General features: G+C 55.1%; 24 protein-coding genes (1 of these 24 only partly in view). 11 read left to right on the top strand and 13 right to left on the bottom strand.

Annotated elements, in window-relative coordinates:
- Nucleotides 1–1,447, top strand: partial view of an OapA family protein gene (locus tag G9Q73_RS03425; RefSeq protein WP_177418567.1) — the 3' portion only. The gene continues 26 nt to the left of window position 1, outside the view; the window shows 1,447 of its 1,473 coding nt (coding positions 27–1,473); the start codon falls outside the window, past its left edge; its stop codon occupies nucleotides 1,445–1,447.
- The gene (locus G9Q73_RS03420; RefSeq protein ID WP_177418566.1) at nucleotides 1,437–2,573 is read left to right on the top strand and encodes an anhydro-N-acetylmuramic acid kinase; all 1,137 of its coding nucleotides are present in this window, start codon (nucleotides 1,437–1,439) and stop codon (nucleotides 2,571–2,573) included. The genes G9Q73_RS03425 and G9Q73_RS03420 overlap by 11 nt, the downstream gene beginning before the upstream one ends.
- A gap of 34 nt (nucleotides 2,574–2,607) precedes the next feature.
- Here G9Q73_RS03420 and G9Q73_RS03415 read toward each other — a convergent pair whose 3' ends face one another.
- The 5 genes from G9Q73_RS03415 to argC all read right to left on the bottom strand — a co-directional run bounded on the left by G9Q73_RS03415 (nucleotide 2,608) and on the right by argC (nucleotide 5,841).
- Nucleotides 2,608–2,874: an RNA recognition motif domain-containing protein gene (locus tag G9Q73_RS03415; RefSeq protein ID WP_177418565.1), complete on the bottom strand. Its 267-nt coding sequence runs from the start codon at nucleotides 2,872–2,874 to the stop codon at nucleotides 2,608–2,610.
- Between the two features lie 276 nt (nucleotides 2,875–3,150).
- Entirely contained in the window at nucleotides 3,151–3,504 is a 354-nt protein-coding gene (gene erpA / locus G9Q73_RS03410) for an iron-sulfur cluster insertion protein ErpA (RefSeq protein WP_177418564.1), read from the bottom strand.
- 109 nt (nucleotides 3,505–3,613) lie between these two features.
- Entirely contained in the window at nucleotides 3,614–4,045 is a 432-nt protein-coding gene (locus G9Q73_RS03405; RefSeq protein ID WP_177418563.1) for a bactofilin family protein, read from the bottom strand.
- Nucleotides 4,046–4,072: 27 nt separating this feature from the next.
- Nucleotides 4,073–4,795, bottom strand: a complete 723-nt coding sequence (locus G9Q73_RS03400; RefSeq protein WP_177418562.1) for a DUF6776 family protein — start codon at nucleotides 4,793–4,795, stop codon at nucleotides 4,073–4,075.
- Between the two features lie 14 nt (nucleotides 4,796–4,809).
- Entirely contained in the window at nucleotides 4,810–5,841 is a 1,032-nt protein-coding gene (gene argC / locus G9Q73_RS03395) for an N-acetyl-gamma-glutamyl-phosphate reductase (RefSeq protein WP_177418561.1), read from the bottom strand.
- Between the two features lie 188 nt (nucleotides 5,842–6,029).
- On the opposite strand from argC, the gene G9Q73_RS03390 reads away from it, so the two are divergent.
- On the top strand, nucleotides 6,030–6,716 hold the full coding sequence (locus tag G9Q73_RS03390) for a DUF4126 domain-containing protein (RefSeq protein WP_177418560.1): 687 nt from the start codon (nucleotides 6,030–6,032) through the stop codon (nucleotides 6,714–6,716).
- Nucleotide 6,717: 1 nt separating this feature from the next.
- On the opposite strand, the gene G9Q73_RS03385 is transcribed toward G9Q73_RS03390, so the two are convergent.
- From G9Q73_RS03385 to G9Q73_RS03375, 3 genes are all read right to left on the bottom strand, one after another.
- A complete protein-coding gene (locus G9Q73_RS03385; RefSeq protein ID WP_177418559.1) occupies nucleotides 6,718–7,920 on the bottom strand; it encodes a protoporphyrinogen/coproporphyrinogen oxidase in 1,203 nt (400 codons plus the stop codon).
- A 162-nt stretch (nucleotides 7,921–8,082) separates the two neighbouring features.
- The gene (locus tag G9Q73_RS03380) at nucleotides 8,083–8,457 is read right to left on the bottom strand and encodes a HesB/IscA family protein (protein WP_177418558.1); all 375 of its coding nucleotides are present in this window, start codon (nucleotides 8,455–8,457) and stop codon (nucleotides 8,083–8,085) included.
- Between the two features lie 154 nt (nucleotides 8,458–8,611).
- Entirely contained in the window at nucleotides 8,612–9,088 is a 477-nt protein-coding gene (locus G9Q73_RS03375) for a DUF5063 domain-containing protein (protein ID WP_177418557.1), read from the bottom strand.
- A 203-nt stretch (nucleotides 9,089–9,291) separates the two neighbouring features.
- On the opposite strand from G9Q73_RS03375, the gene thiD reads away from it, so the two are divergent.
- From thiD to hemL, 3 genes are read left to right on the top strand one after another with little or no spacing between them, the layout of a single operon-like run.
- Entirely contained in the window at nucleotides 9,292–10,101 is an 810-nt protein-coding gene (gene thiD, locus G9Q73_RS03370; protein ID WP_177418556.1) for a bifunctional hydroxymethylpyrimidine kinase/phosphomethylpyrimidine kinase, read from the top strand.
- Complete coding sequence (gene thiE, locus G9Q73_RS03365; protein WP_177418555.1) at nucleotides 10,098–10,745, top strand: thiamine phosphate synthase; 648 nt, start codon at nucleotides 10,098–10,100, stop codon at nucleotides 10,743–10,745. Before thiD ends, thiE begins: the two co-directional genes overlap by 4 nt.
- On the top strand, nucleotides 10,742–12,025 hold the full coding sequence (gene hemL / locus G9Q73_RS03360) for a glutamate-1-semialdehyde 2,1-aminomutase (RefSeq protein WP_177418554.1): 1,284 nt from the start codon (nucleotides 10,742–10,744) through the stop codon (nucleotides 12,023–12,025). The genes thiE and hemL overlap by 4 nt, the downstream gene beginning before the upstream one ends.
- Nucleotides 12,026–12,221: 196 nt before the next feature.
- Here the strand turns inward: hemL and G9Q73_RS03355 are convergent, their stop codons facing one another.
- On the bottom strand, nucleotides 12,222–12,872 hold the full coding sequence (locus tag G9Q73_RS03355) for a hypothetical protein (RefSeq protein ID WP_177418553.1): 651 nt from the start codon (nucleotides 12,870–12,872) through the stop codon (nucleotides 12,222–12,224).
- Between the two features lie 490 nt (nucleotides 12,873–13,362).
- Here G9Q73_RS03355 and G9Q73_RS03350 point away from each other — a divergent pair, with 490 nt between their 5' ends.
- The 5 genes from G9Q73_RS03350 to G9Q73_RS03330 all read left to right on the top strand — a co-directional run bounded on the left by G9Q73_RS03350 (nucleotide 13,363) and on the right by G9Q73_RS03330 (nucleotide 21,320).
- Nucleotides 13,363–14,262 (top strand): substrate-binding domain-containing protein, encoded by a 900-nt coding sequence (locus tag G9Q73_RS03350; RefSeq protein ID WP_246344973.1) that lies wholly within the window; start codon nucleotides 13,363–13,365, stop codon nucleotides 14,260–14,262.
- Nucleotides 14,263–14,457: 195 nt separating this feature from the next.
- Nucleotides 14,458–16,383 carry a bifunctional DedA family/phosphatase PAP2 family protein gene (locus G9Q73_RS03345; protein WP_177418552.1) on the top strand — a complete coding sequence of 642 codons (1,926 nt, stop codon included), beginning with the start codon at nucleotides 14,458–14,460 and terminating at the stop codon, nucleotides 16,381–16,383.
- Nucleotides 16,384–16,705: 322 nt separating this feature from the next.
- Nucleotides 16,706–18,511, top strand: coding sequence for a PhnD/SsuA/transferrin family substrate-binding protein (locus G9Q73_RS03340; protein ID WP_177418551.1), 1,806 nt, complete (start codon nucleotides 16,706–16,708; stop codon nucleotides 18,509–18,511).
- A 19-nt stretch (nucleotides 18,512–18,530) separates the two neighbouring features.
- Nucleotides 18,531–20,876, top strand: coding sequence for a diguanylate cyclase (locus tag G9Q73_RS03335; RefSeq protein WP_177418550.1), 2,346 nt, complete (start codon nucleotides 18,531–18,533; stop codon nucleotides 20,874–20,876).
- A gap of 138 nt (nucleotides 20,877–21,014) precedes the next feature.
- Entirely contained in the window at nucleotides 21,015–21,320 is a 306-nt protein-coding gene (locus G9Q73_RS03330) for a c-type cytochrome (protein ID WP_177418549.1), read from the top strand.
- 148 nt (nucleotides 21,321–21,468) lie between these two features.
- Here G9Q73_RS03330 and G9Q73_RS03325 read toward each other — a convergent pair whose 3' ends face one another.
- The 4 genes from G9Q73_RS03325 to G9Q73_RS03310 form a co-directional block, all read right to left on the bottom strand.
- Entirely contained in the window at nucleotides 21,469–22,080 is a 612-nt protein-coding gene (locus G9Q73_RS03325) for a flavin prenyltransferase UbiX (RefSeq protein ID WP_177418548.1), read from the bottom strand.
- 2 nt (nucleotides 22,081–22,082) lie between these two features.
- Entirely contained in the window at nucleotides 22,083–23,450 is a 1,368-nt protein-coding gene (gene mpl / locus G9Q73_RS03320) for a UDP-N-acetylmuramate:L-alanyl-gamma-D-glutamyl-meso-diaminopimelate ligase (protein ID WP_177418547.1), read from the bottom strand.
- The gene (locus tag G9Q73_RS03315) at nucleotides 23,450–23,950 is read right to left on the bottom strand and encodes a hypothetical protein (RefSeq protein WP_177418546.1); all 501 of its coding nucleotides are present in this window, start codon (nucleotides 23,948–23,950) and stop codon (nucleotides 23,450–23,452) included. The genes mpl and G9Q73_RS03315 overlap by 1 nt, the downstream gene beginning before the upstream one ends.
- 93 nt (nucleotides 23,951–24,043) lie before the next feature.
- Nucleotides 24,044–24,292 carry an ATP-binding cassette domain-containing protein gene (locus G9Q73_RS03310; protein ID WP_177421225.1) on the bottom strand — a complete coding sequence of 83 codons (249 nt, stop codon included), beginning with the start codon at nucleotides 24,290–24,292 and terminating at the stop codon, nucleotides 24,044–24,046.
- Nucleotides 24,293–25,000: the final 708 nt, after the last annotated feature.

The raw sequence follows: 25,000 nt of genomic DNA, 5'->3' as shown, positions 1-25,000 counted from the left end.
GGATAGAAAACCCTCACGTTTCCGTCAGCTTTTGCGCGGCGGGCTGGTCATTCTATTGCTTCTGGCGATTGCTGCCGCAGGTGTACTATTTCTGGATAACAGAAAAGAGAGCCCGACCACTGCACCGATTCAACTTCCGACCAAGGCTGAACCCTCCCAGGAAAACGGACGGATAGTCGTGCCACTGGCACTGCCGGGGCAGCCACGCAAAGAGAGCCGCGCTGAACCTCAGGTCAGCCCCCCTCCCCTCGCAATGGCGCCTGCTCCATCAGCCATTGATCCTCCCATCAAGCCGGGGAGTGTGCCACCAGAGCCAGACCTGGAGTCCCAGACGACTGCATCCAAGTTCCAATGGATCTCCCGGAAGATTCGTAGCGGAGACTCCATCTCCAGCATCTTTAAAGAGAATGGACTGAGCGCCAATCTACTACACCGCATCGTTAATTCCAGCGAGAAGGCAAAAGAGCTGACACGGATAAAACCCGGTGAGACACTGCGCCTGCAACTGGACGACAACGGCAGTTTGCTTGCTTTGGCACTTGACTACAATCGGGTGCAGAGCCTGCATATCAAATCCGATGGCGATTCCTTTCTCGCCAATGAAGAAAACAAGCCCATCGAACACCGCACCGCGCATACGAGTGCAACCATCACCAACTCTCTCTATCTCAGCGCCCAGGATGCAGGACTTGCTGATGCCCTGATCATGGAGCTGGCAAATATCTTCGGCTGGGATATCGACTTCGCTCTGGAGATCCGCAGTGGCGATCGATTCAGCGTCATCTACCAGGAGGATTTCCTTGAGGGAGATAAACTGAAAGACGGTCCCATCCTGGCAGCCGAGTTCATCAATCAGGGACGCAACTACCGCGCACTGAGATACACGGATGAAACTGGCCACAGTGACTACTTCACCCCTGAAGGGCGCAGTATGCGCAAAGCTTTTCTGCGTGCACCGGTCGATTTTCGCCGCATCTCCTCCCGCTTCACCGGCGAACGCTGGCACCCTGTGTTAGGTAAGAAACGTCCGCACCGTGGGGTCGACTACGCAGCAAAGACCGGCACGCCGATTAAGGCAGCCGGGGACGGCAAGATCATACACAGAGGCAAGAAGGGAGGTTATGGCCGCACAGTTATCGTGCAGCACGGCCAACGCTACACAACCCTCTACGCCCATCTCTCCCGCTACAATAAGAAGGCGAAGAAGGGGAGCAAGGTCAGCCAAGGACAGACAATCGGCTATGTGGGCAAAAGCGGTCTCGCCACCGGCCCCCATCTCCATTATGAGTTCAGAGTCAACGGCGTGCACCGCAATCCCCTGACTGTCAAACTTCCCGCCGCCCAGCCCATCGCAGAAAAATACAAAGCGGATTTTCAGCTGAAGACTCAGCCACTGGTTTCCCAACTCGACACCCTGAACCGCACACTGCTCGCCAATGCCCGGTAAGCAGGCCAACTGCTACATAGGCCTCATGTCCGGCACCAGCATGGACGGTATCGATGCTGCCCTGGTTGAATTGACGCCTGACAGCGACCCCAGACTGATCGGCCACCACAGCCACCCCTATCCCCCGGAACTCCGTCGAAATCTATCAGCCCTCTGCCAACCAGGCGATAACGAGATCGACCGCCTCGGGGAGTTGGACATCCAGGTCGGCGAGGCCTTTGCCAAGGCAACATTGCAGTTAATCAAGGAGAATGACTGCCACCGGGAGCAGATCAGAGCTATTGGCAGCCATGGACAGACGCTGCGTCACCGCCCTGGGGTCCAGCACCCCTTTTCGCTGCAGATCGGCGATGCCAACACCATCGCCCAGCGCACAGGCATCACTACAGTAGCCGACTTCCGGCGCCGCGACATCTCGGCTGGAGGGCAAGGCGCTCCACTCGTGCCTGCCTTTCATCAGGCGATATTCCAGAGCGGGGATAAGAATCGGGTCATCCTCAATATCGGCGGTATTGCCAACATCACCTGGTTATCCAACAATACTGCCGAACCGGTCACTGGGTTCGACACAGGACCCGGCAACACTCTGCTGGATCACTGGATTGCCAGACACAGGCAACTCGATTTCGACCGCGACGGCGCTTGGGGCAAAACGGGCAAAATCATCCCGTCATTGCTGCACAAAATGATGACAGACACCTATTTTTCCCGATCTGCGCCCAAAAGCACCGGCACTGAATATTTCAATCTCGACTGGATGGATTCGATACTCGGGGATGATGTTGAGTCAGCCAGCTGTGACGTGCAAGCCACACTGACAGAACTCACTGCCCTCAGCATAACGTGCGCCATTGACCAACACTACCCGGCGGCGGAGCAACTGTTCGTTTGCGGCGGCGGGGTACATAACGGCTATCTGATGGGCCGTCTCGCTGCTAACCTGCCTTCGATAGAGGTTTTCAGCACAGCAAGGCTCTCCGTCGACCCGGACTGGATCGAGGCAATGGCATTTGCCTGGCTGGCGTATAGAACGCTGGAAGGACTGCCGGGCAACCTGCCTTCGGTCACCGGCGCAGAGGAAGCTGTGGTGTTGGGGGGGATCTATCCTGCCGGGCTTTCCAGATAGCTGAAAGCAGAACCGGCAGGCAGACTATCCAAATTCAGCGGCGTTTGCCGCCACGTCCTCTTCTCGGCCGGTCTGGGCCGACGCGAATCATGCTGCCGTTGAATTCACTGCCATCGAGCGCGGCCATAGCAGCACGGGCTTCGTGCCCTTCCATGTCGATAGTGGCAAAGCCCTTACAATCACCGGAGAAGAGATCCTTTACCAGTTTAAGAGAACGGACCACGCCGTACTCCGAAAAGAGTGCTGTAAGGCTCTCTTCTGTGGTCGATCTGGGAAGACTGCGGACTGAAAGGGTAATCAATGTTTTTTACCTTCTGTAATGTGCCGACGAATAAGCCCGCGCACCCTGCGCCTGTCTTTCAAGATGCATCTGTGAGGAAACAGCAAATGTAGGGCGTTTCAGGTGGGACCAGGATCACGCGAACGAGGCACGATATATCACCCAAGACTGAAATGCAAACCAGCGCAAAGTAAGCATACCCTGCCCTCCACGAGCAAACCCAGGAATCCTGCCAAGGCCTATTACTACAAAAACAGCGCCGAAATGCAGTTTTCAATCCCAGCTATCTGTTCAGAATCAAACAGAGAAGGATGACCCACAACCGCAGGTAGTGCTGGCATTCGGGTTGCGGATGACGAACTGGGAACCTTGCAAACCCTCGGTGTAATCGATCTCCGCACCACCCAGGTACTGCATACTCATGGGGTCGACCAGCAATGTCACGCCATCGGTCACGACCTTGGTGTCACCATCATTCTCATTCTCATCGAAAGAGAATCCATACTGAAAACCGGAACAGCCGCCCCCCTGGATATAGACTCGCAGCATCAGGTCAGGCTTTCCCTCCTCCTCAATCAGTGCTGCAACCTTGGTTGCCGCAGATTGTGTAAATACAAGGGGAGACTCGGTGGTAGCTTCTGACGTACTCATGATTAAAAACCTGTTTGGTGGGTCAAAAAGAATCAGACCATGCACAATATAAGTAAAAGTATGCTTTTACCCAGAGTTTTAGTCAAGTATTCCCGGCACGATGAGGAAATCACCCAAGCTGCTCTGGCTCAACCCCGACCTCAACACCATTGTCACCATCAAAACCCAATTTACGCTGCTCCATATCCTGCGCATGCACGAGCTGCCCATTGACCTCGGCACCCATCGCCATCTCCAGCAGATCGTAACAGACCGTTCCCGTGATCCGGGACTTAGGCGCCAACTCCACCCGGTGACCCGCATAGACATCTCCGATCACATTACCGTTCAGCATGACATTGGCGACCCGTACATCTCCTTCGATGGAGCCATCTTCACTCAGGGTCAAGGTTGCCCTTTCATCTCCTTCCGCAGAGGAGACATTACCCTTGATCACGCCGTCCACATGCAGCCCACCGGAAAATTGAATATCTCCCCGGATCTGGGTCTCCTTGCCGATAACTGTTGTAATCTTCGGCGCGCGGAATCGCTTTTTTCTCATGCCAAACCTCATCTGCTTTGTATCCTGTCAGGCCTGCGGTGACCATTCGTAAGTTTCAGTCACTGGCGCCAGTTTCTTGTTGGTCGGTTTGACTTCAATAGTCAAACTGGCGGGTTTAAAGTCGTCCGGAAGTTTCAATTTACCTTCCACATTCTGAAAATAGCGAAAACGCATCTTGATGCTCGGTGTCTTGTCTTCCGTCAGTTCTTCGAGGCCAAAAGTCTTTGCCTTCCCGTCCGGCTGCAGGCCTTCAACGCGGATAAGAATCCGCCCCTTGGCCACCGGGCCACTTTTCAATACCTGACTGACAGAAAACTTAACCAGGAACTGGCCGCTTTCAAGGCCGGGTTCCAGTTTGTAATTCTGGATCCTCAAACCCTCTTTTTTGCTATCCGTTGAGACGATGCCCCGCAGAAAGACAAGCTCCTCCTCCAATTTCAGACGTTCGTCCTGGAATTGCTTGATCTGCTCCCTGACCGCGCGCATCGCTTCACGATCCACCTTCGCAATCTGCTCCGCCATAGCCAGCTTACGGCGCAGTTCACCCCTTTCGACCTTCAGCTCATTCAAAGAATCATTCAGGCCGGCACGATCAATGGCCTGGATACCTTTCGTCCGCGTCTGCCCCTGCTGAAATCCCAACCAGGCCGCCGCCAATACCAGCAGCAGAACAGGGAACAGGCGCAACCATCGTCCACGCCCGCCAGGAACGACAATCCTGGGGACCTGGTATCGTTTATGTGAAATCATTCAGCACTCTGCTCTCAAGGCAATAAGGCCACTTGGTCCAGCGCAGTATTCTCGGCCAGCCCGAACATCAGATTCATATTCTGCACCGCCTGACCAGCAGCACCCTTCACCAGATTATCGATGACCGAGGTCACTACCACCACATCACCATCCAACGGCCGGTGTACCGCGAGCCGACAGTGGTTGATGCCGCGCACACTACGGGTCTCCGGGTGTGAACCTGCAGGCATAACATCCACAAACGGTTCATCCCGGTAACGCTTTTCAAACAGCGCCTGCAGATCCCTATCCGTCGATTTCAGCCGGGCATAAAGTGTCGCCTCGATACCCCGGATCATCGGCACCAGGTGGGGCACAAATGTCAGACCGACATCCCGCTCGGCTGCCCGGGAAAGTGTCTGACGAATCTCCGGCTGGTGACGATGCCCTGGAATGGCATACGCCTTGAAGCTCTCTCCGGTCTCACCCATCAGGGCAGGCACACTCGCTTTACGACCGGCGCCACTGACACCGGACTTGGTATCTGCAACCAGATAATCCAGGTCGATCAATCCCTGCTCGACCAAAGGCAGGAAACCCAATGCCACCGCCGTAGGATAGCAGCCGGGATTCGCCACCAGGCGTGCCTGCTTCACAGCTTCGCGATTGATCTCCGGCAGACCATACACAGCTTCAGGCAGACGCTCCGGGCAGGCGTGGTCCATACCGTACCAGTGCTCCCAGACCGACTGATCGGTGATCCGGAAGTCTGCGGCCAGATCGATCACCTTTACGCCCGCATCCAGCAGTTCCGGCACCTGGCGCATGGCAATACCGTTAGGCGTGGCGAAAAAGACCAGATCACAACCCCGCAGGGTTGCAGGATCCGGCTCGACAAAAACAAGATCCACATGCTCGCGCAGACTGGGAAACATATCCGCTACCAGACGCCCCGCCTCTGAACGGGAGGTTATAGTCACCAGGTCGCACTCTGGATGTTTCGCCAACAGACGCAGCAGTTCCACACCCGTATAGCCGGTACCGCCGACGATTCCCACTCTGATCATCGCTCTCGAATCCTTAACACTTCATCTTCAACACGAACGATTAATAATACGGACAGAATCTGGAAAGCGGAAGTGGAACGTCCTGTGAGAGACGGAAAACGCCAAAAAGGCAAAAAACACTCAGGCGGACTGGAAACTGCCTGCAATGGCCCTAATATAATAGTGGAAGCAAACATCAAGGATAAGCTATGGATACCGTCGAGATACTGGCCCTGACGCTCGGGGCAGGCTGGGCCGCTGGCCTCAATCTCTATGCCGCCGTCTTCATGCTGGGTTATATGGGCGCCACCGGGAATGTCGATCTGCCACCAGGATTGGAGATACTCTCCGACCCGATGGTGATGACGGCTGCGGGCATCATGTACTGCGTCGAATTCTTTGCCGACAAGACCCCCGGAGTCGATACGGCCTGGGACGCAATCCATACATTCATCCGAATTCCGGCAGGTGCGGTACTGGCTGCCGGCGCAGTCAGCGGCCTGGGGGTCGGCGAGGCGGCTGAATTTGCTGCATTTCTGGTCGGGGGCACCATGGCTGCCGGCAGTCATCTCACCAAAACAGGTTCCCGCATCCTGATCAACACATCACCGGAACCCGTAACAAACTGGGTAGCATCCGTGGCTGAGGATGTTGCAGTCATCGGCGGATTATGGGCAGCGCTGCACTACCCTATTGCCTTTCTCATTCTGTTGGGGGTCTTTCTGCTGCTGGTTATCTGGCTGCTACCGAAGATCTGGCGTGCACTGAAGCGCCTGTTTCAACGCATTAGCGCGTTTTTCAGTGGCAGGAAAAGCGCATCACCGCCAGCTGGCGGCAGCCGCAAAGACATCCTGAAGTCGCTCTATCACGACGCTGCAGGGAAACCGAAAAAGTAGCTCAAACGGAAAAAAGCCTGTCAAACTCCGTTGCAGATCGCACCAGGCTATCTTCGATGGAGACGCCGCTGAACCAGTTGCCGGTCAGCGCCAGCGGCTGGTTCTGCAGTATCCGGTCGATCGATGTGATGCGCTCCCCATGTCCCAGCCTGAGTGCGGGCAGGCGATTGGTTTTGGAAATTGTCGCCAACAGGTCCCGCTCAGTAAGCCCCAGCACGGCCCGGATACGCTCAAGCTGCCCAGCCTCGTCGAGCCGTCCGGGGCGAAAGTGGAAGGTAAACCCCCGATAATGGGCATCGGGCACCGGATCGCGGGATAATGCTGAATAGAAATCATCATCCTGGCCAATGATGCCCGATACCGGCTCCAGCGACAGCTTCTCAGCCTCGCAAAATACGGAAACGCTTTCGATATCCACCATATCAACCTGGGACATCAACGCCGCCAGCTCGGGATCTACCGATTGAAGCAAGGTTGCCGCAATATCCGGCGCCACAGCCAGGGCCAGACGCTGCGCCTCCATCTCGCTGCCATCGCTTAGTTTAAGCAGATAGCCACGTTCGAACCGATCCAACCCTACAACCGATATTCCCGTGCGGATCTCAAGACCGGACTGAGCGGCGATAGCGACAGCAAACTGCTGAACACCTCCGGAGACGGTAAAGCTGCGCAGGATCTCCTTGCGTCGTGGTTTTTTGCGAAACAGCGCATCGGCGGGAAACTCCGCCGAGGGCTGACAGGTAACCGCATCCAGAGCTGGACCAATCACCTTCTGGAAATTTTGCTCGCCAATGATCCCGCCAAAATACTCCTTAACCGTATGGCCCGCCTTTTTCGACCGGAACAAGCGGGGCAGCACACCCAACAACTCGGTCAGTTTCAGCTGCGATGGGATACTTTTCAGGCCAGCGGGCGTCAGCAGGCGATAGGGGAGTTTCTCTTTTTTAAGCAGTGACTTAAGCTGACCGGTATCCTCCAGCATCTGCAGCAGGTTTCCGTAGCTGTTATAGCAGGTGTGGGCGCCGAGTTCCGTCCAGAATTCTCCTTCCGGCGTATCAAAGCAGTGACTGTGCAGACAGCCGCCGACCTGTTCCGATGCCTCCAGCACGAGAGGCTGAATACCCCGTTTGAGGGACATATGCGCAAAACCAAGCCCGCTGATACCCGCGCCAACCACGGCCAGTTCAACGTCTTTTTGATTCATATCCGATCCACCTCAACACCCATTAATGACTTGCCACTCACCAAAGTAATTTGCCTGATCCGCTACGCCTGATCAGGCCTGCAAACTCAACCTGGCAGGCACAAAAAACCGCGGAGTGGCAACACCATCCGCGGTTTTTCGGATTCTCGAAAAGGGGTCGGATCAGCCGCAGCCACCACCCTGGGAGGAACCGCAGGTGCCACAACCCCCACCACCGTCAACCGGCTGGAGATTGTTGAATACGAAGCTGGCATTGCCGTCGCCACGATCCACGAAGTCGATCTCAACACCGCGCAGGTACTGCATGGTGCCGTCATCGACAATCACTTTAAAACCTTCACAGGCGAGTATACCGTCATTGGCATTGATCGCGTCGCTGAAAGTCATGCCGAAGCTGACGCCACTGCAACCACCTGGGGTTGCAAACACCCGTACGCCTTCAATGTTGTCTTCAACCTGCTCAAACAGCTCAACCATTTTAGTCTGGGCAAGCGTGGTCAGGGTCAGGTCACTCTCGGTCAGTGCAGTACCACTCATCCCGATTTCTCCTAAAAATCATCTGATAAAGGCTGCGTATGTTAGCAAAAGATTATACAAAGAACCACTAAACCCAGCTTTTCAGGAGGTATTACGGAATAGACATTCTTCGCCACTGAATCCCCAAGTGACTGGATGCAGCGAAGAAAACGGGCTATAGATCGAGCTGATTGCGGGCCTTGAGTTCGTAGAGATGTCGCTCGGCATCCACCAGATGTTGTCCCCAATGCAGATGGTAACCCTTTCGCCACCCTTCTATGGCCTGATCCGGCTCCCCCTCCATCACCTTCAGGCCATGCTTGAGTTCACAGTAGATGTCGGTCAGGTCATCTGCGAGGCTGCCGCTCATGCTTTGACCATCCGCCGCCACATCAAACTCCATCCAATAGCCATCGCGTTCACCCAGCAGCTGACGCAGATAGGAGTAGAGTTCAAAACGGGCATCCAGATCGGCATATACATAGTGTCCATCGTCTTCATCCGGCTGCTCTATCGATGAAACTGCGGCGTGCAGGCGGGGCAGGAGACTCGCGACCTCATGCAGCCATTTCTCATCGCCATCCTGCAGACGATCGACCAACTCGCAAAAATTGCGGGCTACGTCTGTCATATTTTGCTGATATGGACTCATGAACCTTCTCCGCTTGCTGTGACCTGATGCTCCGGGTCCCACTACCTACACCCGGTCTCAACACTTCGTCGGCGGGATACCGTAACTCACAGTTTAGCAGGCAAACCGACCAATCCTAGTAAAAACCCTGTATTGGTCTGCTTGCAATGACAATTGCAGGGTAATCCATTACCGAAAAGGAAAAAAAACGTACAATCCCCCACATGAAACCCTCATCCCGCAAACTACCGGTCGTACTCGCCATCGGTGGCCACGATCCCGGTGGCGGCGCAGGCATACAGGCCGATATCGAGGCGGTCGGCGCAAATGGTTGCCACTGTGCCACTGCAATCACTTGCCTGACACTGCAGGACAGCTGCGACGTGCAGGCAGTGATGCCACTTCCCGCCAAGCAGGTCATCGCCCAGGCAGAGACCGTTTTGAATGACTGCCAGGTCTCAGTCGTCAAGATCGGCCTGCTGGGAGACGCAGCCATCGCCCGTGCTATAGCAGAGCTGCTGCAGGAGCTTGAAAACATTCCAGTGGTTCTCGATCCTGTGCTGGCAGCTGGCGGCGGTACTCTGCTGACCACTGAGAACCTGTTGTCAACCATCCGGCAACAGCTGCTGCCGCTATGTACTTTGATCACCCCAAACAGCCTTGAGGTTCGTCGTCTGTCACCGCATGAGGCGTCACTGGAACAGTGCGCCCGCACTCTACTCGAAACCGGTGTTGAACATGTTCTGATCACCGGTACCCACGAACAGAGTGACCGCGTAACCAACCGCCTCTACGACAAAACGGGGTTGCTCAATCAAGCAGATTGGCAGCGCCTGCCCGGCGAGTACCACGGCTCCGGCTGCACCCTGGCTGCGGCCATTGCAGCCAATATGGCAAGCGGAAGAGATCTGCTTGAAGCGGTCAATAATGCCCAGCAATACACCTGGAATAGTCTACTGAACGGCTTTCGCAGCGGTCGTTGCCAATCCCTGCCGGACCGATTGCAGCGCCACACCTGCCAACCCCAAACATGAACAGAGATACCCGGCTGCACGGTCTCTACGCCATCACTGACACAGCGCTTGCACAGAACCAAAACCTGACTGAACAAGTCGCCCAAGCCCTGCAGGGAGGCGCCTGCATCATCCAGTACCGGGACAAAAGCGACGACAGGCCGCGGCGGCAAAACGAGGCAAAGACCCTGCTCAATCTGTGCCGGGAGCACCATGCGCTGCTGCTGATCAACGACGATCTGGAACTGGCCAGAAGCATCGGCGCCGACGGCATCCATCTGGGCCGGGACGATGTCTCCCTGCCACAGGCAAGAGCACTATTGGGACCGGAGGCGATCATCGGCGTCTCCTGCTACAACCAGCTTGAACTGGCCCGTGAAGCGAGCCGCGCTGGAGCGGACTATCTCGCCTTTGGGCGCTTCTTCCCCTCACAGACGAAACCCGATGCGGTACAGGCCGACCCCGAACTGCTGCACCAGGCCAGCCGTGAACTGCCGCAGCCACTGGTTGCCATCGGCGGCATTACGCCGGAGAATGGCGGCCCACTAATAGACGCGGGCGCCGATATGCTGGCTGTCATCGAAGCGATTTTCAACCAGACAGACATTCGTCTCGCCGCGACAAGATTAACTAAACTATTCCAACCGGAGGATTTACCACGATGAGCCGTTCTCACGACCTTTTCGCCCATGCACAGCAACATATTCCCGGTGGCGTGAATTCGCCGGTGCGGGCCTTCAAGGGCGTCGGCGGTGATCCTGTATTCATCGACTGCGCCGCCGGACCCTACATCTTCGACCCGGATGGCACACGTTATATCGACTATGTCGGCTCCTGGGGTCCGATGATTCTGGGACACGCCCATCACGAGGTGATCGAAGCCGTCGCATCTGTTATCGACAAAGGGCTGAGTTTCGGCGCCCCCACCGAACTTGAGAGCCAGATGGCAGACAAGGTCTGCGAGCTGGTGCCGAGCATGGACATGGTACGCATGGTCAGCTCCGGCACCGAGGCCACCATGTCAGCGATCCGCCTCGCCCGCGGCCACACCGGCCGGGACAAGATCGTTAAATTCGAAGGCTGTTACCATGGCCACTCCGACTCCCTGCTGGTGAAGGCGGGCTCCGGCATGTTGACCCTGGGAGAACCCTCCTCCCCTGGCGTACCCGCCTCATTGGCGGAGCACACCATCACCCTAAACTACAATGACGCAGAACAGGTCAAAGAGACTTTTGCCAGGATCGGCGACGAGATCGCCTGCATCATCGTCGAGCCGGTAGCGGGTAACATGAACTGCATCCCCCCGGTCCCCGGCTTTCTGCAGGCCCTGCGTGAAGTCTGCGACCAGCACGGCAGTGTGTTGATCTTCGATGAGGTGATGACCGGCTTCCGCGTCGCCCTTGGCGGTGCACAGGGCCACTACGGCATCAAGCCCGACCTCACCACCCTGGGCAAGGTGATCGGCGGCGGCATGCCGGTCGGCGCCTTCGGTGGCAAACGGGAGATCATGGAGAAGATCGCCCCGCTGGGTCCCGTCTATCAGGCCGGCACCCTCTCCGGCAATCCGGTGGCAATGACCGCCGGACTGCAGACCCTAGAGTTGATCTCCGTACCAGGCTTCTTCGACACCCTCTCCGCCAAGGTGGAGACCCTGGTCAACGGCATCATGGAGAAGGCCAAAACGGCCGGCATCCCGATGGCGGAAAACCACATAGGCGGCATGTTCGGCCTCTTCTTCACGGACGCCGACAAGGTCACCGATTTTGCCGGCGCCACCGCCTGCAATCAGGAGCGCTTCAAGCAGTTTTTCCACACCATGCTGGATCGCGGCGTCTATCTCGCCCCCTCATCCTACGAGGCAGGCTTCGTCTCCGCCGCCCACTCCGATGCGGATCTGCAGGCGACTATCAACGCTGCAGCTGAGGTTTTTAGCGAGATGAAATAGAAAGTAGGATGTGGTGACGACTGCATGGATGCAGGAGGTAGAGCAACGCATGGAGCAGTTGCCGAGCTTGCGAACCGCATCAGTCGAGGAACAACATTCGCATTGACCTGATCCAAAAAAGGGGACAAATTTATTAAATTTGTCCCCTTTTTCGTTCGGACACCGACCGATTTTACTTTATGATTTAAGGCAAGGCTTAGAATTTGTAGGAGACGCCTAGCGAGACCACTGGATAATACTTTAAGTGTTCGATGTCGCTTTCCACACGCTGCACTTCGGCTGCCAAATCGTCGGCATCCACGATGCCAGCATCAGCACCGAACGGCGTCAAACTGACCTCAGGTGACCCCTGAAACAGTACTCCCACATCGAGATTAAAGCCCCAACCCTTGTCAGCGCTAACGGCATTGCCCCAGCCAATACCAAGATAGGGGGCAGTGGAATTAAAGCCGATTATTGCATCGAGCCCAACATCGTAGTCGGTACCGCCAATATTCAAAGAACCGCCGACAGGCAGCGCACTGCCAGTTAGCTCGTTATTGTTGGACATCAGCCCGGCACTGACGCGAAAACCAGAATCAAACGGGTGCCAGTCGGCCAGCAGCGAAATCGTCTGAAGATCCAACGTCAGGTCGTAATCTGTATCATCCAGCGTATATGAGTAATCGTAATTAAACCCGTTGAAACCCAAGCGCGCGTTCAGCGACTCAGTCATTCCCAGGGTGCCTTCCAGGCCCAATCCCAGAGTGCCGGCCTTACCGGTCAATGAAAAACCTTCAGCCATCGCACTATTTCCAAGCAGCCCCATTCCGAGCCATGCCACCATAAGACCAAGCTTTCTTTTCATCCCTTTTTCCCCAACCAATCAACAGAATTCCAATTAATGCTATTTCTTTTTTCACATTCGTGAATGCGATGGGGTCACAGAAAGGTAAAAAGGGGACAAATCTATTTTCATGCGAACCGTTCTTTACGCAGGCGGCAAAGACGAAAGCCCGCACCAATCCCTGGCGCGGGCATCCGGTTCGACACCATCCTTTGTGTCTGGTTAGCAGAACATCCCTGTCACTAACCTTGATACAAGGCGGGACTTCCCTGCCCCCTCCGAAATTCATCGGCCGTCCTTGCTGGGAATTAATATACTACTCACGTCCCGGTGCACCTATCAGAAAAATCTGTGTCCTTTGTAGGAATTATCTGAAAACATTGGCGCTTCTCGGGGAAGAGAATTTGCTCTCTGACCCAGTCACAATTGTTTTCAAATTAAATCTGGACGATAATCGACTCATTATAAAATTAACTAGAATGGAAGGGAGTCCGATTGAGGAGATATCCACTTGTATCCTACCGTTCGCCAATTCGTCCTCACCTGCCTGCTCTGCCTCACTCTATCTCCAGCTTACAGCAACACCTTGACCTGGGTTGGTTGCGGCATCACTAAAAAGGCATTCATGGCTGAGTTGAGCCACGCTTACCAACGGGAGACACAGACTGAGATCCAACTCTCCGGGGGCGGAGCCACAAAAGGCATACGCCAGGTCGCTGCCAACAAAGTTGACATTGGCGGTAGTTGCCGTAACAAACTATGGAATGACCCCGCGGAGAAATCGATTCAATTTCACCCGGTTGCCTGGGACGCGCTGGTGGTCATCACCCATAAGAAGAATCCGATAAACAACATCTCGCTGCAGGATCTGAAAGCGGTCTACACGGGCAAAATCACCAACTGGACACAGTTGGGCGGGAATGACCAACCAGTCGACTTACTAATTCGCAAGGGTAAGATTTCAGGTGTTGGCCACACCATCCGGGAATATCTTTTTGCTGCACCTAACATGGACTTCGCCTCTGACATCATGTTTCCCTCATCAGGCCCACTGGAACAGGAGACTGAAAACAATCTCAACAGCCTGGCAATCACCGGTGTCAGTAGCGCCCGGAAACGCAATGTCAAAATCCTTAACCTTGAAGGCAAAGCCCCTACCTATGAAAACATCAAATCGGGGACCTATCTGCTCTATCGACCACTCTATCTGGTTAGTAATTTCAGGAGCACTAACCGAAGTGAGGTGATGAAATTCATCCGTTTTGCCAACAGCCCACTAGGTCGGGAGGTCATCCGGCACAACGGAGTCGTTCCCTACCTGGATGGACTCCATCTGGTCAACAAGCTAAACCAGCAACGACGAATCAGTCGCAGGATGCGACTCGAGAGGAGGAGATCCAACAAGAATTAAACGCAGTATTTTTTCCAACCTCAGCCCCACCTTCTTATCCGGTCGTTCGCCTCGCTGCGAAGTACCCACTGGACTTTCGGTCAAGACTCACTCTTTTCCCTTTGTCTTTTTACCTTTATCCTCTCCCCCGTGACCGACCTTCTCAACCCACTATTGGAATGGATCTCGAACCACACGCTATGGGCAGGTGTTGTGGTGTTTCTGGTCGCCTTTTTCGAGTCGGTGGCCGTTGTCGGACTTCTCGTACCAGGCGTGGTAATGATGTTTGGTTTCGGCGCCTTGGTCGCCACCGGCACTCTGGCGTTCTGGCCGGTCTTCTGGTGGGCGGTCGGAGGCGCTATCGCCGGGGACGGACTCAGCTTCTGGCTCGGCAGACACTATAAGGATCGACTGCACAATCTCTGGCCCTTCAGCCACCATCCAAAAACCCTGCAGCGCGGCACTGAATTCTTCAGAAAATATGGCGGCAAGAGCGTTGCCATCGGTCGTTTTTTCGGCCCGGTGCGGGCGATCATTCCGCTCGTTGCCGGTATGCTGGAGATGTCGGCCTGGCGCTTCTTTTTCGCCAATTTTATCTCTGCCCTGGTTTGGGCACCTGCCTATCTGCTGCCCGGCATCGTCTTCGGGGCCTCCCTCGAACTCGCTGCCGAAGTCGCTTTCCGGCTGGTGGCGGCGCTGCTCCTGGGCGTGGGCGGAATCTGGCTGATATTCTCCGTTTCCCGGCGACTGTTCCGGCTGATACGTCCTCACGCCACCCGGATCGTCCAGGCCATCACCAACTGGGGCGCCAGACATCCCTTCCTGGGTGAGATCTCCAGCGCCCTGGGTAATCCCGCCCATCCGGAAGCCAGGGGATTCGGCATCCTGGCAACCCTGCTGCTGCTGGGCACCTTCCTGTTCGGGCTGCTCGCGGCAATCGTGTTGGAAGGAACACTGATCAGCCAGCCCGATCATTGGGTCTTCAACGGACTTCAAAGTCTGCGCAATCCCTGGTCAGACAACCTGATGCTCCATCTCAGCCGTTTTGCCGACCTCTCTACGATTGGTGCAGTGACCTTTGCAGTGGGGATTTTCCTGATCCAGGAGCGCCACCTCCCGGCACTGCAACACTGGCTGGCCGCGGTGCTCTTTGGACTGCTTACTCCGCTACTACTGAAATATGGCTTGCAGATCCCCCGCCCAATGGAAGGTATCGAAGGGCTGGGACCCTGGGCGTTTCCCAGCGCCCATGTCCTACGTGCTACTGTGACCTACGGCTTTCTCGCCATCCTTATCGCCAGAACTCTGCCGTTGAATCTGCGCTGGCTGCCCTATAGCCTGGCCAGCTCCATTATCGCAGGCGTGGCACTCTCTCGGCTCTACCTGGGCGCCCACTGGCTGAGCGACGTAGTCGCCAGTCTGCTGTTGGGCACTGCCTGGATCGCAGCCCTGGGCATGGCCTGGTATCGGCATGCCGCGTTGGAACGTCACTGGTTGGGGCTCACGCTTACCGCTATGCTGACCGCCGGTTTCGCCACCGCGCTGGGAAGCCACCTCTATCAGATAGAGGATTTCCAGCGTTACCGCCCTGCCCCACCGGCGCAGACAATCAGCCTGCAAACCTGGCAACAGGGCGCAGCCGCCTCGCTGCCCCGCCATCGGCACGATATACGTGAACGATTGGATCACCCATTCAACGTTCAGCTTGCAGGAACACCACAGCCGCTGATCGACACCCTGGCGAGCCGGGGCTGGCAACGGGCAGAGATGCTGGGGTGGCACAACCTGCTGCGAATACTCTCACCTTCTCTGGCACTGCAGGAACTTCCCCTTTTGCCCCAGGTTCACGACGGCAGTTATGAAAGCATCACCCTGGTTAAACACCCCGGCGCAGGTGAACAGTTGGTGTTGCGTCTCTGGTCCACCCCAGTGATGTTACAGCCGAAACAACAACCACTCTGGATCGGCAACGTCTCCCGCCAGCGCCAGGCATACCTGCTCGGCCTGTTGACCTATCCTGTCACGGAGAGCGATTTTCAGACGCCGCTGGAGATCCTGAAAAAAGATACGGCAGATTTCATCCACATAGAGAAGAGCGATTCTGACGCGCCCCTTCTCCTTGGACCTGTTGACGCCGGCTGAACCGGCTGGCCGGATGCGAAAAACAGATCAACCATAATTTCAGTTAGCCGCGAATGCGCCGACATGTATAGTTAGTGTCCATCCAGAAACAATGTTTTAACCACAAAGGACACGAAGAGCACGAAGAGCACGAAGGTAAAAGATTGATTAGCAATGAATTTTCTTCGTGTACTTCGTGCGCTTCGTGGTTAGATGTGGGTTTCCGGATAGACACTGGTTAAGCATGATGCGAGCCGTTACCGGCACAGTTATCCTTTTCGCAAGTAGGCCCATGATAGACGCAGCACCTTCTCCTGGCAGATTCAGACACCAATGGCTTGTCATGACGACGCTACTCTGCCTGCTCCTCTCATTTATCCAGACCGGATTTGCCGAGACTGAGGAGAGTCAAGAGATAAAAATCGGCGTACTTGCCAAACGGGGTGCAGCCAAGGCCAGTGCCAAATGGGATGCGACAGCCGACTACCTCACCCAGAGGTTACCCAACTACCGCTTTCGTATCGTGCCCATGCCCTTCGACGACATACCAATACTGGTCAAAAACCAGCTGGTGGACTTCGTCATCATCAATTCCGGTATCTACATCGATCTCGCCCACAAATACCGTGTGCAGAGGGTACTGACCATGGTCAACCAGCTGTCACCCGGTGTCGATACCACCCATTTCGGCAGCGTCATCTTTACCCGTTCGGACAACCTGAACATCTATTCCCTGGCCGATCTGGAGAATCAGCGCATTGCCGCCGTACATTCAACATCCCTGGGGGGATGGGTCATGGCGCTAAATGAGATCCAAAAGGCAGGACTGGACGAATATGACTTCGCCTCGCTTGAGTTTCTCAACACCCATGACGAGGTGGTACAGGCAATTCTTGAACGCAGGGCGAATGTCGGTATTGTCCGCACCGACACCCTCGAGCGGATGGAAAAAGAGGGCAAAATCAATATTGGACTACTGCGCGTCATCAACTCACAGCAGTTCAGCACCTTTCCCTATGCGGCCAGCACGCCTCTCTATCCCGAGTGGCCAATTGCAAAGCTCCCACACACGTCCTCTGAATTAGCGCGTCAGGTCGCGGTTGCCCTATTGCAGATGCCCGCAGACAGTACTGCGTCCCAAAACGCCAAAATCAAGGGCTGGAACATTCCCGAGAACTACCAGCCGGTACGGGATGTGCTTCAACAACTGGCACTTAGTCCTTTCGATCAGGACTACAGGATCACACTCAAGGCTGCAATCAAAACCTATTGGTATTGGATCATCCTGTTTATCGGTGCCCTGCTGATGCTCGTCTTCCTGCTGCTGCGAGTCTCCCGCCTCAACAAGACGCTGAAATCACAGCAACTTGATCTGCGACAGAATGAAGCGCACCTGCGCGCCACATTTGAGCAGGCTGCTGTCGGCATCGCCCACATGGATAACAGCGGCAGGTTTCTCCAGCTCAATCAAAAGATATGTGAGATCACCGGCTACAGCGCCAGGGAACTCAAGGAGAAGAATCTGAATGACCTGATCAGTAGCGAGGATCTGGCCACCGAGATACAAAACCTGGACAGGCTGCGCAGCGGACAATCCCGCCAAATTTCGGTACAACTCAGGCTACCGCGTCCCGATCAGTCGGGCAAATGGATAATGTTGACTATCTCCAGCATCAAGGATGATCAGGGCAAGATCAAATATCTGGTTGCCGTCATGAACGACCTCGACCAACTCAAGCGACTGGAGGAGGAGGCCAGACGTAGCGAGCAGCAGAAGAAACTCATCCTGGATATTGCCGGGGACGGCATTTTAGGCCTGGATCTGAATGGAAAACATACCTTCATCAACCCCGCCGCCGCCCGCATGCTCGGTTACGAAGTCGATGAGATGTTGGGAAAAAACAGCCATGACATGTGGCACCACAGCCATGAAGATGGCAGTGACTTTCCGCAAAGTGAATGCCCGATCACCCATGTATTGACCCAGGGCCTGACCCATCGCGGAAAAAATGAGGTCTTCTGGCGCAAGGACGGCAGCAGCTTTCCAGCTGAATATACCAGTACGCCAATCATTGAAAATGAGGCTGTCACGGGCGCTGTGGTAATTTTTCGAAAGATCATGAACGACACAACGACAACAGTGTTCTGACAAGTCTGACGTTGCCACAATGATGAAACTCACTCACCAATATCTGCTTGGCTTCGGGCTTCTTGCAGTGATTTTCGGCTTGGTGATTTTGGGCATTTGGCACCAGCTATACAATAGCCAGCAACAGGCGCTGCTGACTCAATCCGGCCTACTGCTCAATCGGCAAATCACCCGATTTGAACTGGCCTTTAAAGAGATCCACTCAGATCTTCTTTATCTCGCCAACATTTCACATATACGAAATCTCCACCGTGAGAGCGACCAGGCCCATGCAATCGTTTCCGCCTCCCAGGAACTACTGAATTTCAGCGCAAAGAAAAAACGCTATGACCAGATCCGTTTCATCGACAATCATGGTATGGAGAGAATCCGTATCAACTACAATGGCGGCGCCCCGGAAACCGTACCTCTGGAATCACTGCAGTCAAAGGCGCACCGTTACTATTTCACTAAATCCATCGGCATCCTGCCGAACCAAATCTATACTTCGCGCTTTGATCTCAATATGGAACATGGCGAGGTGGAGGTTCCGCTCAAACCCATGATTCGTTTTGCAACCCCAGTGACCGATCCAACCGGGGAGAAGATCGGCGTGCTTGTGGTGAACTATCTGGGCCGGGAGCTGCTGTCAGATCTTGAGGAAAATGTGAGCGGTTTCGAGGGGCATGCCCTGCTGCTCAATGAACAGGGCGATTACATCATCAGCCACATCAAGGAGTTGGCCTGGAATTTCATGTTCCCCAACCAACCAGAAATAGATTTTCAGGCGGATTTTCCGGATGCATGGCTCCATATCAATGCAAAAAGCAGTGGCCAATACGTCGGCCCCGAGGGACTGTTCAGCTTTGCCCGTCCCACCAGTCATGAGCGGATTACATCATCCGATACCCTCAGCGATCAAAGTGACCACCTTTTTATCCTTGTGCACTACATAGCTGAAAACCAGCTTCAGCAGAGAACCGACCGCAAACTCCAGGAACTTCTTCCTGCAGTGGCACTGTTTGCCCTGGTACTCGCCATCGCAATCGGTTTTCTGCTCTGGAACCGGTCAAAACAGAAATACTCGGAGCAACAGATCCTGCAGTTGCACCAAGCCATCAGTGATGAACGCGATCTCTTCGTGGGTGGCCCCACTACCATCATCCGGTGGCGTTATGCTTTTGGCTGGCCAGTGGACTACATCTCAGCCAATGTTGAGACCCTGCTGGGCTACCCGGCAGCGCGTTTTTTCAGTGGGGAACTGACGCTCTCGAGCATCATCGCACCCGATTTTCTCCAGCAGGTTGCTGATGAAACAGAAAAGACCCGGGATTTGACCTCTTCCTGGTTCGAGCGAACCCCCTATCAGGTGGTCACGGCTTCAGGAGAGCGTCTATGGATTCAGGACACGACTACCATCATTCGCGACCGACAAGGCAGAACCACCCATTTTTTTGCCTACATCAACGACATCACCCCGCTGAAAAGAGCAGAAGAACGGTTGATCCGCTCCCACAACTACATCCAGAAAATACTGGATACCATTGCCGATCCCACGCTGGTAATCAACATCAACGATTACAGCCTGCAACTCTCCAACCAGTCAGCCCGCGACATCTATTGCGGCGGAAACGAGATACCTGCGGGTACCACCTGTTTCCGGCTCTCCCACAAACGTGACACGCCGTGCAAAGGCACACACGATCCCTGCCCCATCGAAGAGATAAGAGAGACCGGCCAGGCATACAGCGTTATCCATAAGCACTTCAGCAATGATGGCAACGTGATCTACGCAGAGGTACGCGCCACGCCGGTATTCGATGAAAACGGCCAAGTTTCACAGATCATCGAGTCCCACCGGGATATCACCCATCATGTGGAGATGCAAAATCAGTTGAAGCAACTGGCGGAAACAGACAGGCTGACCAATATCTACAACCGCATGAAGTTCGATGACGCCTTGGATGAGCAGATCAGGTGGGCTCGGGAAACCAACAATCCACTCAGCCTGATCATGTTCGACATCGACCATTTCAAAAAGGTCAACGACACATTCGGACACGACATTGGCGATGAAGTGCTGAAGCAGACGGTATCCATCGTGCAGCGGCACATCCGCAAGAGCGATATCCTGGCCCGCTGGGGAGGTGAGGAGTTTATGATCATCACCCCTTTGGCCGATGCCGATGTCTCCAGAAACATCGCTGAGAATCTTCGCATGTGGATCTCTGACCACAGTTTTACTGCAGTAGGCCGGGTCACTGCCAGTTTTGGCGCCACCGCACTGGCGACAACAGATACCGCAGAGACCTTGATCAAACGGGTCGATGCGGCGCTCTACACGTCCAAACAGAACGGCCGCAACCAGACCACACTTATCGACTGAGCAAACCACATAGCCGCGTAATAAATAGGCTTTTTACCGCCCGGCAGGATGCGACTCCGCTGATTTGTTATCATCCGCGCAACCGACCACTGGGCAATAAACCCAATTATCATCTTTATCCAATAAATGGAAACCATAATGAATACAACGACCAAATTTATCGGCACCCTGGCAGCAGCAGCACTGCTCACCGGCTGCGGCGCCAGCGAGTACAGCCCATCCATCACCACCACCCCGGCAGAGATGTTCGCCGACGGCTGTCAGTCCTGCCACGGTGAAAAAGGCACCGGCAAGTTCGGCCTGCTGTTACGCATCGCAGGATCAGATGAGTCGATCGAGGAAATTGCGGAGAAGATCGAAAAAGGCGGCACGGTGATGTCCAGCTTCCCCGGCATCAATACGGCTCAACGCCTCGCTTTGGCGGCCTATGTAAAAACCCTGTAACCCTTTTCATTCCGAGTGAAAACAGGCTTGTCACTGTTCATGGCGCAGGCCCGATCAAGCGTGGCGGATCGGGCATTTTCGAATTGACAGAACAGATGGGGTTGCCGGTTCCGCTGCACTTGAACCGGCCTACCCTGGCAGCCTGAAATCACCCGCCCCAGCGTGGCAAAAGCGCATTTTCCACGTCAAGATGATCCAGGATCCGGGCAACCATGAAATCGACAATATCATCGACCGATTCCGGATTGTTGTAGAAACCGGGGTTAGCCGGCAGTATCAACGCCCCCATTCGCGCCAATTTCAACATATTTTCCAGATGGATCTCCGAGAAGGGGGTCTCCCTGACCACCAGGATCAGCTTGCGCCGCTCCTTCAGCATCACATCGGCAGCCCGTTCGATCAGGTCGTTACTGGCGCCACAGGCGATGGCGGAGAGGGAGCCCGTGGTGCAGGGACAGACCACCATCGCAGCCGGCGGGTTGGAACCACTGGCCACCGGCGCCATCCACTGCTGCCGTCCAAAAACCTGCAACTGACCTTCTGCCGCATTGAAGCGTTGTGCCAGTATTTTCTGCGCCTCAGCGGGCTGGGCGGGCAACTCCAGATCCGATTCCATCTTGAGCACAATCTGTCCGGCCTGTGAAATCATCAGATAGACGTTCCGCCCCGCTCCAATGAGGCACTCCAGCAGACGTAGCGCATAAGCACTGCCGGAGGCACCGGTAATGGCAAGCGAAATGGGGCCGTCTTTTGGTTCCATATTTACCCTCTATCTTTCCCAAGCGCATCCAGCAGACGCTGATGAATGCCCTCAAAACTGCCGTTGCTCATCACCAGGAGATGATCACCCGGCTCCACCATTCCTGCAATGCTATCGATAATGGCCTGCACCTCATCGAATACCGCTACCGTCCCACCCAGAGGACGGAGCACTGCTGCCGCATCCCAGGTAAGATCAACCGGCGCAAAGAGTAAAACCCGGTCCGCAGCCTTCAGCGCCCCAGCCAGCTGGTCGGCGTGCACGCCCCGTTTCATGGTGTTCGATCTGGGCTCCAGCAGCGCAATAATCCGGGCATCCCCCACCTGGTCCCTTAACCCCTGGAGGGTAGTCTCGATGGCGGTCGGATGGTGGGCAAAGTCATCATAGACCCTGACTCCCCAGACCTCTCCCCGCAGCTCCATGCGCCGTTTCACATTGCGAAAATCACTCAACGCCTCGATTGCTGTCTTCGGCGGTACACCGGCATGACGCGCCGCCGCCAGCGCAGCCAGTGCGTTGGAGACGTTGTGACGACCGATCAGATCCCAGCTCACCCGCCCCACCCGCTCGCCATCACACACCACATCGAAACTGCTGCCGTCCCGGCTGCTGTTCTCGGTATGCCAGTAGGCTTCGTGTTTGGGGTCGAAATACTCCACCGGGGTCCAACAGCCCCTGTCGAGCACCTCTCCCAGATTACTGTCATCGAGCGGTGCGATGATCAGCCCACTGCCGGGTACCGTGCGCACAAGATGGTGAAACTGGCGCTGGATCATCTCCAGGTCGTCGAAGATATCGGCATGATCGAACTCCAGATTGTTCATCACCAGGGTACGGGGGTGGTAGTGAACAAACTTGGAGCGCTTATCGAAAAAAGCGGTGTCGTACTCGTCCGCCTCAACGACAAAGAAAGGGGTATCACCCAAGCGGGCCGATACGCCAAAATTTTCTGGCACTCCGCCGATCAGAAACCCAGGCGCCAACCCGGCATGCTCCAGGATCCAGGCCAGCAGACTGGCGGTGCTGGTTTTGCCGTGAGTGCCCGCCACCGCCAGCACCCAACGCCCCTGCAATACATGCTCTGCAAGCCACTGGGGACCGGACGTATAGGGGATGCCCTGATCGAGCATCGCCTCAACCGCCGGATTACCGCGGGACATGGCATTGCCCACCACGACCTGATCCGGCGCCGGTTGCAGATGCTCGGGTTTATAACCCTCCAGGAGCCTGATGCCTGCCGCCTCGAGTTGTGTACTCATGGGTGGATAGACGTTGCTGTCAGAACCACTGACCGTGTGGCCAAGTGAGCGCGCCAACAGCGCGATGCCGCCCATGAAGGTGCCGCAGATACCGAGGATATGGATGTGCATCAGGTTACCGGAAAGAGTCTGGCTACCATCGACCAGGCAAGCATTGTATAGAGCACCCCCAAGGCCACCCCGATATTCAGGGTCACACCAAAAGTGTGGCGAATGATGTGTCCCAGCACCACGATGCTCCAGATAATCAGCAGCAACAGCAACAGGCCCGCTTCGGTGGATTCACTGCGGTGACTCCAGGCCACCAAGGGCAGGGCCAGCAGACCGAGCAACAGCCCACTGCCCATCAGGGCGGTGGCCGACTGTTGAAATCGCCCTCTCAGACTGCGGGTTCGCAACGCCAGATAGAGAGCAGCCAGCATCAGGAAGGTCTCGAAGAGGCTTTCAATCATCGCCAGGCCTGGACCGTGCCTCGCGTCAACGATCATCAGCAGGCTGACCAGGATATTCAGCAGGAATGTCCCTGCCAGAATAACGCTGGACGCCGACAGGTCCTGTGGCGCAGCACGCAACAGACAGAGATCGACAAAAAAGTTGAGCAGCGCTTTCATTCAGCTCCCGCCTGAATTCATCCAGTGACGCATCATACCATCAGCCCGGAAACGATCTATTTTCTGCAGCTACCCGTACCGATTGCCCACCCTTCATCTCCGCATCAGGCACTGAGACAACCCACTGTCCGCCTGCGCCAGATCTCTCCCTTCGTACAGCACTTTCCCGCTGGTGGGATGATCCATGCCGCCGAAAAGGTTGAGCAGGGTGCTCTTACCCGAACCACTCGGGCCGATGATGACCATGAACTCGCCATCGAGAATATCGAGAGAAGCATCCACCTCTCCCAGGCGAAAGATACGACGGGCGTTCCTTACGGATAACAGAATCTTCCGCTCCATTGGCATCCATATTTATGCGGGTTAGTCAGCTCAGATTATAGGTTACGAAGCCTCATGTAGGCATGATCAAGCGCAGCGGATCAGGCACAAGATCTGACTCTGATAACGATACTTGCCGATTTCACTACGCTTGAACCGGCCTTTTCAGAATATTTTCAAAACTATATCTGATTACCCCTATAACTCAGCTACTGCAGGGAAAGAGATCTGTCCGCGAACAACGCAAAAAGCGCAAATGCGTTGATTTTACCTGAAAACCTGATGGTTATTCATCTGCGTCGGCCGGTTCAATTATTACAGAATAGGGATTATTGAACGACTGCAGTGACCTAATGCGTAAGGAAAAATCGCGTCATTTGCATTATTTGCGGATTGAAAAACGCTGTCCGATCATGGCTGAATTTTAGGGATAATCAGGAAACAATATCGAGTAGGGTGAGGCGTCACCGCCTCATCCCTCTCTCAGAACCGTACGTACGGATACGTATACGGCTCCTGTAAACAATTATCTCAGATAACTGAGACGGAAATACCTGTTGTCGCAATTGCTAGCCATATCCTGGCTTCAACTCCTCATGGAAACCAGCGGTTTGGCATGGCAAAGCTGGCTGGGACTACGACTGCATTACGCCAACTGGCATCCGGATAAACTTAAACGGTGGCTTGTAGCCCAGCTGCTTCAACCTTCAGTGCAGCCGTTTCGGCGTA

Origin of the sequence: endosymbiont of Lamellibrachia barhami (genome assembly GCF_011947365.2) — a bacterium.
In the GTDB taxonomy this organism is placed as follows: domain Bacteria; phylum Pseudomonadota; class Gammaproteobacteria; order Chromatiales; family Chromatiaceae; genus QGON01.
Note: the sequence above shows the minus strand (reverse complement) of the source record. Positions and strands in the feature narration are given on the sequence as shown.

Coding starts and splice junctions, on each gene's coding strand:
- G9Q73_RS03380 (WP_177418558.1), bottom strand. CDS start 8,457: ATGAGTGGTACTGCACTGACCGAGAGTGACCTGACCCTGACCACGCTT.
- argC (WP_177418561.1), bottom strand. CDS start 5,841: ATGATCAGAGTGGGAATCGTCGGCGGTACCGGCTATACGGGTGTGGAA.
- mpl (WP_177418547.1), bottom strand. CDS start 23,450: ATGCACATCCATATCCTCGGTATCTGCGGCACCTTCATGGGCGGCATC.
- G9Q73_RS03385 (WP_177418559.1), bottom strand. CDS start 7,920: ATGAATCAAAAAGACGTTGAACTGGCCGTGGTTGGCGCGGGTATCAGC.
- G9Q73_RS03390 (WP_177418560.1), top strand. CDS start 6,030: ATGGATACCGTCGAGATACTGGCCCTGACGCTCGGGGCAGGCTGGGCC.
- G9Q73_RS03340 (WP_177418551.1), top strand. CDS start 16,706: ATGACGACGCTACTCTGCCTGCTCCTCTCATTTATCCAGACCGGATTT.
- G9Q73_RS03325 (WP_177418548.1), bottom strand. CDS start 22,080: ATGGAACCAAAAGACGGCCCCATTTCGCTTGCCATTACCGGTGCCTCC.
- thiE (WP_177418555.1), top strand. CDS start 10,098: ATGAACAGAGATACCCGGCTGCACGGTCTCTACGCCATCACTGACACA.
- G9Q73_RS03310 (WP_177421225.1), bottom strand. CDS start 24,292: ATGGAGCGGAAGATTCTGTTATCCGTAAGGAACGCCCGTCGTATCTTT.
- G9Q73_RS03400 (WP_177418562.1), bottom strand. CDS start 4,795: ATGATTTCACATAAACGATACCAGGTCCCCAGGATTGTCGTTCCTGGC.
- G9Q73_RS03420 (WP_177418566.1), top strand. CDS start 1,437: ATGCCCGGTAAGCAGGCCAACTGCTACATAGGCCTCATGTCCGGCACC.
- G9Q73_RS03375 (WP_177418557.1), bottom strand. CDS start 9,088: ATGAGTCCATATCAGCAAAATATGACAGACGTAGCCCGCAATTTTTGC.
- G9Q73_RS03405 (WP_177418563.1), bottom strand. CDS start 4,045: ATGAGAAAAAAGCGATTCCGCGCGCCGAAGATTACAACAGTTATCGGC.
- hemL (WP_177418554.1), top strand. CDS start 10,742: ATGAGCCGTTCTCACGACCTTTTCGCCCATGCACAGCAACATATTCCC.
- G9Q73_RS03355 (WP_177418553.1), bottom strand. CDS start 12,872: ATGAAAAGAAAGCTTGGTCTTATGGTGGCATGGCTCGGAATGGGGCTG.
- G9Q73_RS03335 (WP_177418550.1), top strand. CDS start 18,531: ATGATGAAACTCACTCACCAATATCTGCTTGGCTTCGGGCTTCTTGCA.
- G9Q73_RS03330 (WP_177418549.1), top strand. CDS start 21,015: ATGAATACAACGACCAAATTTATCGGCACCCTGGCAGCAGCAGCACTG.
- thiD (WP_177418556.1), top strand. CDS start 9,292: ATGAAACCCTCATCCCGCAAACTACCGGTCGTACTCGCCATCGGTGGC.
- erpA (WP_177418564.1), bottom strand. CDS start 3,504: ATGAGTACGTCAGAAGCTACCACCGAGTCTCCCCTTGTATTTACACAA.
- G9Q73_RS03315 (WP_177418546.1), bottom strand. CDS start 23,950: ATGAAAGCGCTGCTCAACTTTTTTGTCGATCTCTGTCTGTTGCGTGCT.